The 13,293-nt window shown below is 56.2% G+C and carries 8 protein-coding genes and 1 tRNA gene; 4 read left to right on the top strand and 5 right to left on the bottom strand.

Annotated features, from left to right (window positions below):
• Positions 1–242 precede the first annotated feature (242 nt).
• The 3 genes from EPG66_RS00370 (at position 243) to EPG66_RS00360 (ending at position 1,754) form a co-directional block, all read left to right on the top strand.
• Positions 243–809, top strand: coding sequence for a flavin reductase family protein (locus tag EPG66_RS00370; RefSeq protein ID WP_031594590.1), 567 nt, complete (start codon positions 243–245; stop codon positions 807–809).
• A 59-nt stretch (positions 810–868) separates the two neighbouring features.
• A complete protein-coding gene (msrA, locus tag EPG66_RS00365; protein ID WP_064705007.1) occupies positions 869–1,402 on the top strand; it encodes a peptide-methionine (S)-S-oxide reductase MsrA in 534 nt (177 codons plus the stop codon).
• A 264-nt stretch (positions 1,403–1,666) separates the two neighbouring features.
• A tRNA-Ser gene (locus EPG66_RS00360) sits at positions 1,667–1,754 on the top strand.
• Between the two features lie 171 nt (positions 1,755–1,925).
• Here the strand turns inward: EPG66_RS00360 and phoH are convergent.
• From phoH to putP, 5 genes are all read right to left on the bottom strand, one after another.
• Positions 1,926–2,714 carry a phosphate starvation-inducible protein PhoH gene (phoH, locus tag EPG66_RS00355; RefSeq protein WP_010258505.1) on the bottom strand — a complete coding sequence of 263 codons (789 nt, stop codon included), beginning with the start codon at positions 2,712–2,714 and terminating at the stop codon, positions 1,926–1,928.
• Between the two features lie 571 nt (positions 2,715–3,285).
• Positions 3,286–4,563, bottom strand: a complete 1,278-nt coding sequence (gene efeB / locus EPG66_RS00350) for an iron uptake transporter deferrochelatase/peroxidase subunit (protein ID WP_182685618.1) — start codon at positions 4,561–4,563, stop codon at positions 3,286–3,288.
• 2 nt (positions 4,564–4,565) lie between these two features.
• Positions 4,566–5,681, bottom strand: a complete 1,116-nt coding sequence (gene efeO, locus EPG66_RS00345) for an iron uptake system protein EfeO (protein ID WP_182685616.1) — start codon at positions 5,679–5,681, stop codon at positions 4,566–4,568.
• A 52-nt stretch (positions 5,682–5,733) separates the two neighbouring features.
• Positions 5,734–6,558 carry an iron uptake transporter permease EfeU gene (efeU, locus tag EPG66_RS00340; protein WP_182685614.1) on the bottom strand — a complete coding sequence of 275 codons (825 nt, stop codon included), beginning with the start codon at positions 6,556–6,558 and terminating at the stop codon, positions 5,734–5,736.
• 189 nt (positions 6,559–6,747) lie between these two features.
• Positions 6,748–8,232: a sodium/proline symporter PutP gene (gene putP / locus EPG66_RS00335; RefSeq protein ID WP_039391146.1), complete on the bottom strand. Its 1,485-nt coding sequence runs from the start codon at positions 8,230–8,232 to the stop codon at positions 6,748–6,750.
• Between the two features lie 451 nt (positions 8,233–8,683).
• Here putP and putA point away from each other — a divergent pair, with 451 nt between their 5' ends.
• Positions 8,684–12,631 carry a trifunctional transcriptional regulator/proline dehydrogenase/L-glutamate gamma-semialdehyde dehydrogenase gene (gene putA, locus EPG66_RS00330; protein WP_182685612.1) on the top strand — a complete coding sequence of 1,316 codons (3,948 nt, stop codon included), beginning with the start codon at positions 8,684–8,686 and terminating at the stop codon, positions 12,629–12,631.
• Positions 12,632–13,293 lie beyond the last annotated feature (662 nt).

Raw genomic sequence — 13,293 nt, 5'->3', positions numbered from 1 at the left:
CATCGGACGCGGAGCAGTCACAGGCAGAGCAACAGGAGCAGTTTTCATAGCATCATCCTCAGTTAAAGCAGGCAGTATCGCGATTGCATATTAAGGAAACCTTAAGCTCGCGATACTGCCGCTAAAAATGTCTGCGCTGCCGCACGCCGCCATCAACCTCGCGTTTCTGCCCGCTGACACCCCTGCTGCATCCGCCCGGTGCTCTACACTTAATGGCTACGTTCCGTTACAGGAGTTACGCCATGAGCCAACGCATGCACAAATATGCTTTTCCGGTCAGCAAAGCCCGCAAATATCTTGAACCCGGACCGGTGCTGCTGCTCAGTTCGCAGTACGGAGATCAACATGACATCATGACGCTCGGCTGGCACACGGTGCTGGAGTTTTCTCCGTCACTGGTCGGCTGTATGATTGCCGGTATGAACCACAGCCATGAGCTGATCCGCAACAGCGGTCAGTGCGTGCTGAACATTCCTTCTGCCTCGCTGATTGATGAAGTTGTGGCAATCGGCAACAGCCACGGCGACAGCATTGATAAGTTTGAGGCATTTGGCCTGACGCCGGAACCCGCTCAGGTGGTTGGCGCGCCGATGATTGCCGAATGTTTTGCCAGCTTTGAGTGTCAGCTTTATGACGATTCGATGGTCGCCAACTACAACCTGTTTATTTTTGAGATTGTTAAAGCGCACGTTGCCGAGCAGCCGGAATATCCCACTACCCTGCACTACACTGGCGAAGGCCGGTTCAGCGTGATGAGCGACAAAATACTGGATAAGAGCGGCGATTTTAAACCGGAGATGCTGATCTAGTTGAAAGCGGTCTGCCGCGCCCCCATTCACCTCTTTCGACCTGACAGGAGTAAATTATTATGGCAATCGAATACGCAGTTATCGCTGGCGGCTGTTTCTGGTGTACCGAAGCGGTATTTAAGGATGTGATCGGCGTTGAGTCGGTGGAAAGCGGTTATACCGGTGGTGCCCGTCCTAATCCGACTTATGAGCAGGTCTGCAGCGGTGCGACCGGTCATGCAGAAGCGATCCGCATTGGCTTCGACCCGGAGAAAGTCAGCTTTGGCGATCTGCTGGATATCAGCTTTGTGACGCATGATCCGACCCAGCTTAACCGTCAGGGTAATGATATTGGCACCCAGTATCGTTCCGCCATTTTCCCGGCCAATACAGAGCAGGAAGCGGAGGCACGCGCCGCCATTGCCCGCGCTCAGGCTGACCATGATGTGCCGGTGGTGACCACCATTGAGCCGCTGAAAGAGTGGTATCCCGCTGAAGCTTATCATCAGGATTACTGGGAAGGCGCGGGCCAGCGCAACGGCTACTGCATGGCGGTCATTCCACCGAAACTGCAGAAGCTGCGGAAAAGTTTCGCTAACAGAGTGAAGAGCTGATTCCGGCATCAGTCGGGGCAGCGTCTGACCAGTAACAAGGTTGAGAACGCCGCCCCGGTTTATTTGCTGCCATAAAACTCACCTGACCGGGCTCATCAATATGGCGGGATGTGGCCGGTAAAACGGCGGGTTTTATGCCGCAGTAAATCGATTCGTTCAGAGCTTAAGCGAATAGATCAAAAGAGAAAAATAGTACTTGACCGTTTTCAACCGACTCCCTATAGTACCGCCCCGTTGACCCATCGCGGTCAGCGAAGTAAATCTGGTGAGGTGTCCGAGTGGCTGAAGGAGCACGCCTGGAAAGTGTGTATACGGCAACGTATCGAGGGTTCGAACCCCTCTCTCACCGCCATCTTCAAAAAAGAGCCTGAACTTTTGTTCAGGCTCTTTTTTTTTTGCATATTGCACTCTGAGAGGGTGTGATAACCCCCGCCGGGGAACGACCACGGGCGCAGCCCTGCCCCACAATAAGAAAACCCGGCCGGAGCCGGGTTTGGGCGCTACACTTCTACTCAATCAAACGCTAGCTATACGCGTGCAGGGTGCGCTGACACAGCGCAGAACGCACACAATCTTCTTTGCCGAAGCGTACAATGCCAACCATCTCGTCCTCTTCGAAACGCGCCAGCGCGTCAGCGAGACCAGAAGGCACCCCAGCGGGCAAGTCGCACTGGGTAATATCGCCGTTAACAATGACCGTGACGTTTTCGCCCAGTCGGGTCAGGAACATTTTCATCTGCGCGGCGGTGACGTTCTGCGCCTCGTCCAGAATTACCACAGCATTTTCGAAGGTGCGACCACGCATATAGGCGAACGGTGCAATCTCTACCTTGGCAATTTCAGGACGCAGACAATATTGCATAAAGGATGCGCCAAGACGTTTAACCAGAATGTCATAAACCGGGCGGAAATAAGGCGCGAATTTCTCAGAAATATCGCCGGGAAGGAATCCCAGATCCTCATCTGCCTGCAGTACCGGGCGCGTAACGATAATCCTGTCGATATCCTTATTAATCAGGGCCTCAGCCGCTTTTGCGGCACTGATCCAGGTTTTACCGCACCCGGCTTCACCGGTTGCGAAGATCAGCTGTTTTCTCTCTATGGCGTTAAGATAGTGCGCCTGAGCTTCATTACGGGCTTCAATCGGCAACCGGTCACGCGTATCGCGCGCCATGCCAATGGCATCCAGTCCACTCATATGCACCAGCGAAGTGACCGACTCTTCTTCACGCTGACGATGACTTCTTGAGTCACTACGAAGCACTCTTCTTGCTTCACGACGCGCTTTGATCACTGCTTTCTGTCTTCCCATAGTGGCACCTTTCAGTTGGTTTCATTTCCTGCGTCAGGCCGGTGGCCCGTTGCGATAACGTGAACGCTTTAGAGGTTTCAGTTGGCTTCCTTTTGAGCCATGACAGGACAGGATAGTGGGTATGCAGCAGCGCAATAGCGTAGCTGAACACCGGATAAAACAGGATGCGATAAGACAAAAGAGATGGTTGAAGGAAGGAAGAAATAACGAGGCAGAATTGCCCTCGCGGTCAGGCGCAATCTATTTACTGACAGTGACTTTCCATTAAAGACTCGACCCATGCGCGAACTCCAGTGTGATACATCAACACATCCGATTACGCCTGTTTAATAAAGTGCACCATTTTGTTGGGCCTTTGCAATAGTAATTTTACCTGCTGGCAAAAGAATTGCTAATCACGTGTATGTATTTCTTTTAAGGCAAAATGTAAAAGCGTTTAATTACAGCGGATTAGCTTATTTTATATATGCCAGACAACCGCTAAAACTCAGTTTAACCTCAGCCAGCAAAGCACGAAAACCGTAAAACGTGGGCGACCAGAACAGATTCGCCCACAATGGTTGAATTTTAATCAGGCCTCCAGCAACGACTGCCCTAAATAATGGCTGGCGTCTGGCACACCGGGCAAAACAAAAAAGTAACCGCCGCCAAAAGGCCGGATATATTCTTCCAGTGCTTCGCCGTTCAGGCGCCGCTGCACCGTAAGAAAGCCGCGTTCCAGATCGTGCTGATAGCAGACGAACAGCAATCCCATCTCCAGCTGTCCCGATGCAGAGATACCCGCGGAGTAACTGTAGCCGCGCCGCAGCATCAGGCTGCTTGCCGTCTCTGGTGTGCGGGGATTGGCAAGACGTATATGCGCATCCAGCGCAATCACTTCCCCGTCCGGATCACGGGCGTAATCCGGAACGTCGCGTTCATGCTGCATCCCCAGCGGCGCGCCACTTAATTTCTCGCGACCAAAGATAGTCTGTTGCTCGCCCAGCGGCGTGCGATCCCACATTTCGACGTGAAAGCGGATTAACCGTACAGCCTGATAGCTGCCATTGCGCGCCCAGACCGGTTCGTCCTGATCGTCTGTCACCCACAGCAGCTGATTCATCAGAGCAGGATTGTGGGTATCGGGATTGGCGGTGCCATCTTTGAAACCCAGCAGGTTGATCGGGGTCTCCTGCCCCTGACTGCGCGCGGCGTGATCGGAGATAAAGCCTTCACGCCGCCAGCGTACGCCAAGCAGGTCAGGCGTATGCTTGATGATATCCCGCAGGGCATGAATCACCGTATCCTGAGTGTTGGCACAGAGCTGCAACAGCAGATCGCCATGACACTGACTGGCATCCAGCGAATCATTGGGAAAGCGAGTCATCGGCTGCAATTTTTTCGGTTTGTGCGGCGCCAGACCAAAGCGTTCATCAAACAGTGAATTGCCGACCGACACGGTAATCGTCAGGTTATCAGGCGCGATAGTTGCCCCAAGAATGCCGGAATCCATTGGCGGCAGCTGCGGATTGGTAACTACCGGTGCCGGACCGCCCGTGGTCAGGAAGGCGATACGCTGGGTCAGCAACCGGAACAGACGCACCAGCTCCGCTTTATCGCTGCTGAGCAGATCAAACGCCACCAGCATCATCGATGCCTGCTGTGGCGTCGTGATACCCGCCTGATGCTGACCATAAAACGGCTGCAGCTGCTGTCGGGCCTGCGGCGTAACCGTCCCCGGCGAAAAGCTGTCGGCGGCGGCGGCATGGAACGGACAGCCGCCGCCCAGCGCTGCCGCGCCACCCAGCAGCCCCAGCCCTTTTAGTAAACGACGACGCGCAGGCTGCGCGCCATCTTCCTTACGACTCATGATTAATCCAGACCCAGGGTGCCACGAAGTAATGAAAGATCTTCCGCCAGTGCGGTGATCGGTCCTTTCAGCGCGTTACGGTCGGCGCTGGTCAGTTTCTCATAGGATTCAAAACCGGTTTTGGTGCGGTATTTACTCAGGATCGCATCCACTTTTTTGAAGTTGGCGTCAACTTTAGCCAGCAACTGCGGATTTGCTTTGCTTACCATGGGTCGCAGCAGCTCAACGATTTTCTGCGCGCCATCAATGTTCGCCTGGAAGTCCCACAGGTCAGTCCGGCTGTAGCGATCTTCTTCACCGGAAATTTTGCTGGAAGCGACCTCTTCAATCAGACCGGCTGCGCCGCCGACCACTTTGGCTGGCGGGAAGGCCAGTTCGCTGATGCGCACCTGCAAATCTTGCACATCTTTATTCAGCTGCTCAGCGTAGTCCGCCATGCCTTTCGTGCTGTTATCAGCAAACAGCGCTTTCTCCAGACGGTGGAAACCGGTGAACTTAGGATCGGCCGCTTTCTTCTCATAGTCATCTTCACGGGCGTCAATGCTGCCGTCGAGATCGGAGAAGAGCTCCGCAATCGGCTCAATGCGCTCATAATACTGACGGGTCGGAGCAAACAGCGCTTTGGCTTTTTCAACATCACCCGCTTTGACGGCATCAGTAAAGGCCTGGGTGTTGCTCACCAGCTGTTTCACCTGGTCGGTCACATAGGCTTTATATTCGGTGATCGGGCCTTCCAGCTGCAGGCGTGCTGAGGTGCCACTTTTCTCTGCGCCCTCACCGGCCTGCACGATCAGCTTGCCTTTTGGATTGCTCAGCAGGCCACAGGTCATCTCATATTCGCCCGCCTCCAGATTGGCGGTCAGTTTCTGACTAAAGCCCGGCGCGATATTCTCACGCTCCTCAACCACCAGCACCCCTTTGAGGATCTCCCACTCCAGCGCTTTCTGGCTGTTGTTTTTAATCAGGAACTGGGTCTTACCGGCCTTGACCGTTAAGCTCATCGGCTCGCACTGCTTGTCGGTGACGCTTACGGTAACCTGAGGAACCGCCGCGGCCGCCGTTGCGGAGATCGCCAGCAGAGGAAGCAGCAGTGCCTTGCGGCGGAAACGCATTGTCATCTCTCTTTCCCTATCATGTTGCAGGCGTAAGATGCGCCCGTTAAATGTCAAATTACACAGTGGCCGACGCAGCAGAACGCGCAGGCATAAAGAACAGAATCAGCGCCGGGATCAGGTAGGCGAAGTAAACGGTCACTTCACTGACGCTTGGGGTCTCCTGATAACCCAGCACCCCTTCCAGCAGGGTGCCGAACAGCGAGTGGGTCGATAAGGTATTGCTGAGATCGAAGGCAACGTCCTGAAAGCGATTCCACAAACCCGCTTCGTGGAAGGCGCGGATAGCGCCCGCTGCCAGACCCGCGGCGACAAACAGGATGAATACGCTGGTCCAGCGGAAGAAATGGGCCATGTTAAGACGGATTCCGCCCCAGTAGAGCAGCATGCCCAGCACGACCGCGGTTGCCAGACCCAGCATCGCGCCAATCGGCGGCGCATAACCGACATCCTGGGTAAACGCCGCCAGCAGGAAGAACACCGACTCCAGCCCTTCGCGCGCCACGGCAAGAAACACCATCAGCACCAGCGCCAGACCGCCACGACCTGAGCGTTGCAGCGCCTGATCGACCGCCTGTTCAAGCTCGACCCTGATGTTGCGGGCGACTTTGCGCATCCAGAAGACCATTGAGGTGAGGATCACCACCGCAATCAGCGCCACGATGCCCTCAAACAGCTCCTGCTCTTTCTGCGGAAACTCACCGGTGGTGGCATTGATGAACAGACCCAGGCCCAGACAGAGCCCGGCGGCAATAAACACGCCTGCCCACATCGCGGGAAACCATTGGGTGCGCTGGGTGCGTTTGAGATAGCTGGCTATCAGGCTGACTATCAGCGCGGCTTCAAGCCCTTCGCGCAGCATGATGAGAAAAGGAACAAACATCGCCAACCTCTTGAATGTTAAGCAGCGTCAATAAACAGTAAAATCAGGTAAAGTGTAAACGATACCGATTATCATTATCGCTGAGAAAAAAACAAGTTGCCGGTGGAGATAATTTCATCTTTGAGTGGTTTATCTTTGTAACAAAAAAGCCCGCCCCTTTCGGGACGGGCCAGGCGATTAACGCCTCGCTTATTTTGTCTGGAACTCCGCCTCTGCAGCGGCAAAGCGCTGCTGCGCTTCCGCTGAAGGCTCACGTCCCATCAGCGTGAAAACCACAATGGCGATGCTTGCGAAAATGAAGCCCGGGATGATTTCATACAGTCCCAGCCAGCCATACTGTTTCCACACCAGCACGGTCAGCGCACCGACGATCATGCCCGCCAGCGCACCGTTGCGGTTCATCCGCTTCCAGCAGACACCAAACAGTACCACCGGACCAAACGCCGCACCGAAGCCCGCCCAGGCGTAGCTCACGAGGCCCAGCACGCGGTTTTCCGGGTTAGCCGCCAGCGCGATGGCAATCAGCGCCACCAGCAGCACCATCAGACGCCCTACCCATACCAGCTCTTTCTGGCTGGCATTTTTGCGCAGTAAGCCTTTGTAGAGATCTTCGGTCAGGGCGCTGGAGCAGACCAGTAGCTGACAGCTCAGCGTTGACATCACGGCTGCCAGGATCGCTGACAGCAGAATACCGGCAATCCATGGGTTGAACAGGATACGCGCCAGCTCAATAAAGACCCGCTCCGCATTGGCGTTAACGCCAACCGCCAGCGTCGGGTTGTTCTGGAAGTAGGCGATACCGAAGAAGCCCACCGCCACGGCACCGGCCAGACAGAGCACCATCCAGGTCATACCGATACGGCGAGCGGTACGGATTGAACGATGCGAATCTGCCGCCATAAAGCGCGCCAGAATATGGGGCTGCCCGAAGTAGCCCAGGCCCCAGCCGAGCAGGGAGATCACCGCGACAAAGTTCAGTCCCTTCAGCATGTCGAGGTTTTCCAGGCTCTTCGCTTCAATCACCGCCAGCGAATCAGACCAGCCGCCGACCGCGATAATCACAAACACCGGCGTCAGAATCAGCGCAAAAAACATCAGGCTCGCCTGAACGGTATCGGTCCAGCTCACCGCCAGGAAACCACCCACCAGCGTATAGAGAATGGTCGCCGCTGCGCCCGCCCACAGAGCGGTCTGGTAACTCATACCAAAGGTGCTTTCAAACAGACGCGCACCGGCCACCACGCCCGAGGCGCAATAGATGGTAAAGAACACAAGGATGACAATGGCGGAGATCACGCGCAGGATTTTACTGTGATCTTCAAAACGGCTGGTGAAGAAGTCCGGCAGCGTCAGCGCGTTGTTGTGATGCTCGGTCTGAACCCGCAGACGTCCTGCCACAATTTTCCAGTTGAGCCAGGCACCAATAATCAGGCCAATCGCAATCCAGCTTTCAGAGATACCGGAGATGAAGATCGCACCCGGTAAGCCCATCAGCAGCCAGCCGCTCATATCGGATGCACCGGCAGAGAGTGCCGTAACCACGCTACCCAGACTGCGGCCACCGAGGATATAATCATCAAAGTTTTTGGTTGAGCGATAAGCCACAAACCCGATTAATACCATCCCAAGAATATAAACCAAAAAGGTCACCAGCAAAGGTGTACTTACACTCATCTGTCTCTCCACTTATTATTTGATATCCCAGAGAAATCGCCAGCTACCCGCCTGCCGGAACGGGGCAAAGCGGGCCGATTTTCTTCGTCAGGGCGTCACTCATTTCCCAGCGGCGCGGTATCCTGCCGGAAAGGCGTTGTGCGCACAATGGATTTAACACAGGCGTTACAGTGATTTCACTAACCGTTTGTGAAAACGTGCTCATAGGTTGCACTCGCTCACAGTTATCCGGTTGCACCATCGTATTACCTGCCTGAAACCCGCTTTTCATCGGGTCTGCCAGACTGGCGAGGATCTTGCAGCAATATCCGTGCCGCATTGCGGGATTTAACAATCGTCGACGTTAAAAGGGTGTTAACTGGCTCACATTTAACACGGTTGCACAAAGTTGCAACTTAAGTGATAGTGCAGCCAACGCCGTATCGAACCACTATCAAGGAGCTCTGGAGTCATGGCTACAACCACCATGGGTGTAAAACTGGATGACGCAACACGCGAGCGCATCAAACTGGCTGCGCAGCGCATCGATCGCACGCCACACTGGCTGATTAAACAGGCGATCTTTAACTATCTGGGCCAGCTGGAAACCGGCGATACCGTGCCGGAGATCCCGCTTTCTACCCAGGCGGCCGCGGAGTCCGACGACACCCAGCCAGAGGAGACGCACCAGCCATTCCTTGATTTTGCAGAGCAGATTTTACCTCAGTCCGTGACTCGTTCAGCGGTGACCGCCGCATGGCGTCGTCCGGAGACCGATGCGGTACCAATGATGCTGGAACAGGCACGTTTACCGGCGGCACTGGCAGAGAAAACCCATCAGCTGGCTTACCAGCTCGCCGACAAGCTGCGGCACCAGAAAGGGGCAACCGGACGCGCTGGCATGGTGCAGAGCCTGCTGCAGGAGTTCTCTCTCTCCTCCCATGAAGGTGTGGCGCTGATGTGTCTGGCTGAAGCGCTACTGCGTATTCCCGATAAGCCAACGCGCGATGCGCTGATCCGCGACAAGATCAGCAACGGCAACTGGCAGTCACATCTGGGACGCAGCCCGTCACTGTTTGTCAACGCGGCGACCTGGGGCCTGCTGTTTACCGGCCGTCTGGTCTCGACCCACAACGAGTCGAATCTCTCAAGCTCGCTTAACCGCATTATCGGCAAGGGTGGCGAACCGCTGATCCGCAAAGGCGTGGATATGGCGATGCGTCTGATGGGCGAGCAGTTCGTCACCGGTGAAACCATTGCCGAAGCGCTGGCTAACGCCCGCAAGCTGGAAGAGAAAGGCTTCCGCTACTCCTATGACATGCTGGGCGAAGCGGCCCTGACGGCAGGCGATGCCAAAGCCTATCTGCTCTCTTATCAGCAGGCGATCCATGCCATTGGTAAAGCGTCGAATGGTCGCGGCATCTATGAAGGTCCCGGCATCTCTATCAAGCTCTCAGCACTGCATCCCCGCTACAGCCGCGCGCAGTATGAGCGCGTGATGGAAGAGCTCTACCCTATTCTGAAATCGCTGACGCTGCTGGCCCGCTCCTATGACATCGGCATCAACATCGATGCAGAAGAGGCGGACCGGCTGGAACTGTCGCTGGATTTACTGGAGAAACTCTGTTTCGAGCCAGAGCTGGAAGGCTGGAACGGCATCGGTTTCGTTATTCAGGCCTACATGAAACGCTGTCCGTTTGTGATTGATGAGCTGATCGATCTGGCGCAGCGCAGCCGCCGTCGCCTGATGATTCGTCTGGTGAAAGGCGCGTACTGGGACAGCGAAATCAAGCGCGCCCAGATGGAAGGTCTGGAAGGCTATCCGGTCTACACCCGCAAGGTTTACACCGATATCTCTTATCTGGCCTGTGCCCGCAAACTGCTGGCCGTGCCAAGCCTGATCTATCCGCAGTTCGCCACCCACAACGCCCACACCCTGGCGGCGATTTATCAGCTGGCGGGCAACAACTACTATCCCGGTCAGTATGAGTTCCAGTGCCTGCACGGCATGGGCGAACCGCTCTATGAGCAGGTGGTGGGCAAAGTGGCGGACGGCAAACTTAACCGCCCCTGCCGTATCTATGCGCCGGTCGGTACCCATGAAACCCTGCTGGCCTATCTGGTGCGCCGCCTGTTAGAAAACGGGGCCAACACCTCCTTTGTTAACCGCATTGCCGATACCTCGCTGCCGATTGATGAACTGGTGGCCGATCCGGTGAGCGCGGTGGAGAAGCTGGGTGCCAGCGAAGGTGCCATTGGTCTGCCACATCCGAAAATCCCCCTGCCGCGCGATCTGTATGGCGATAACCGCGTCAACTCTGCGGGTCTGGATATGGCCAACGAACACCGTCTTGCCTCACTCTCCAGCGCCCTGCTGAGCAGCGCCGTACAGCCCTGCCTGGCCGAGCCGATGATCGACGGTGAAGCGGGTGCTGGCGAGTTGCGCGACATTCTGAACCCGGCAGCGCCTGGCGACCGTGTAGGTCAGGTCCGTGAAGCCACAGAGCAGGAAGTTTCTCTGGCGCTGGATGCCGCGGTGAACAGTGGGCCGATTTGGTTTGCAACACCGCCGCAGGAGCGTGCCGCCATTCTGGAACGCGCCGCACAGATCATGGAAGGCCAGATGCAGCAGCTGCTCGGCATCCTGGTGCGTGAAGCGGGCAAAACCTACAACAACGCCATCGCGGAAGTGCGCGAAGCGGTTGATTTCCTCTATTACTACGCCGGAATGGTGCGTGACGATTTCGACAACGAAACCCATCGTCCGCTGGGCCCGGTGGTCTGCATCAGTCCATGGAACTTCCCGCTGGCAATCTTTACCGGTCAGATTGCGGCTGCACTGGCAGCGGGCAACAGCGTGCTGGCCAAACCGGCCGAGCAGACACCGCTGATTGCCGCACAGGCGGTTCAGATCCTGCTGGATGCGGGTGTGCCGCCTGGCGTGCTGCAACTGCTGCCAGGTCAGGGTGAAACCGTTGGTGCACAGCTGACCGGTGACGTTCGGGTACGTGGCGTGATGTTTACCGGTTCAACTGCGGTGGCGACACTGCTGCAGCGTAATCTGGCGGGTCGCCTTGACCAGCACGGTCGTCCTGTACCGCTGATTGCTGAGACCGGCGGGATGAATGCGATGATCGTCGACTCTTCTGCGCTGACTGAGCAGGTGGTGATCGATATCGTCGCCTCTGCCTTCGACAGTGCCGGACAGCGCTGTTCTGCCCTGCGCCTGCTCTGCATTCAGGAGGATGTCGCCGACCATACCCTGAAGATGCTGCGTGGCGCGATGGCGGAGTGCCGCATGGGCAATCCGGAACGCTTCTCGACCGACATCGGCCCGGTCATTGATGCCGAAGCGAAAGCCAATATCGATCGCCATATTCAGGCGATGCGTAATAAAGGCTTCACGGTCTATCAGGCGTTGCAGGATAACCCGCAGGACAGCAAAGAGTGGAATAGCGGCACTTTTGTTAAACCGACACTGATTGAGCTGGGTCAGGTCAGCGATCTGGATAAAGAGATCTTTGGGCCGGTACTGCATGTGGTGCGTTTCACCCGTACTAACCTGCCGCAGCTGGTTGAGCAGATCAATGCATCCGGCTATGGCCTGACGCTGGGCGTACATACCCGCATCGACGAAACGATTGCACAGGTTACGGCGAACGCCCGAGTCGGCAATCTCTATGTCAACCGCAATATGGTGGGCGCGGTGGTCGGCGTACAGCCGTTTGGTGGCGAGGGCTTATCCGGCACCGGTCCGAAAGCGGGCGGTCCGCTTTATCTTTACCGCTTGCTGGCACATCGTCCGGATAGTGCGCTGCGTCTGACTTTTGATCGTCAGGATGCAGAACGCCCGGCGGACAGCACGCTGCGTCAGTCACTGCTGGCACCGCATCAGGCACTCAGCAACTGGGCTAAGGATAAGCCTGAACTGGCTGAACTCTGCCAGCACTATGGTGATCTGGCCCAGGCGGGCGTTGTCCGTCTGCTGCCAGGCCCGACAGGCGAGCGCAATACCTTCTCGCTGTTGCCGCGTGATCAGGTGCTCTGTCTGGCTGATAACGAGCAGGATGCGTTAATCCAGCTGGCCGCGGTGACCAGCGTCGGCAGTAAAGCACTGTGGCAGGATGATGAGCTGCATCGCACCCTGCTGTCCTCGCTGCCGGACGCAGTGAAAGCGCGCATCACGCTGGCGCGTGATCCGTTAGCGGCAGAGTTTGATGCGGTGATCTATCACGGTGATGCCGATCAGCTGCGTACCCTGTGTGAACAGATTGCCGCACGTGAAGGCGCGATTGTCTCGGTGCAGGGCTTTGCCCGCGGCGAGACCAATCTGCTGCTGGAGCGTCTTCTGATTGAGCGTTCGCTGAGTGTGAATACCGCTGCGGCAGGCGGTAATGCGAGCCTGATGACCATAGGGTAGCGCTGAAGCTGGAGTTGTTCGCTGCGCGAACGGGCTATGAGAAGGTTTCGTTCGCCTGGTAAGCCAGGCAGTTTCAGATTCGCCTCTGCGGGCGACCGACAAGGGGGCGCCAGTCGCCGCGCCCCCTTGACCCCGGGCTCCGGCCTGCTTCACCGCCGCTTCGCGGTTCCTTCGCCTCTTCAGGATTTCTCACGGACCAGCGGGACGCGCCATCCATGGCGCGAACCCGCCTCTTCGCGACATCCCTGTCGCTCGTCCTGAAATCCCTCATCCGCTCAGCGGTTCTGACGGCCTCCCCACCCCCTCGCTGTTATCTTTTCTTCTTATGTTGTGTTCGCTGTCGCTGTGAGTTTGGGATTGCCTCTGACTTTTTGCTCAGCAGACCGAATGTTATTCAACCCACCCGCTGTTATCTCTTATTGTTATGTCGGGTACTTTATCGCTGTGGTTTTTTGGGATTGCCTCTGAATTTTTGCTCAGCAGACAGAATGTTATTCACCCCACCCGCTGTTATCTCGTTTTCATGTCATTGAGATTGTTGCGGTAAGCTTCCGGAATTGAGCTGGCTTTCGGGTCACCAGCCAACTCTGCACCAAAGAAAACATAAAGAAATCACAGGCGGGGGTTTGTGAGAGGCGTCCGAAGCGCTGAGGAACAACCGG

The sequence above is a fragment of the Pantoea pleuroti genome, assembly GCF_014156615.1.
Lineage (GTDB): Bacteria > Pseudomonadota > Gammaproteobacteria > Enterobacterales > Enterobacteriaceae > Pantoea > Pantoea agglomerans.
This window is presented reverse-complemented; position numbering and strand designations above follow the sequence as displayed.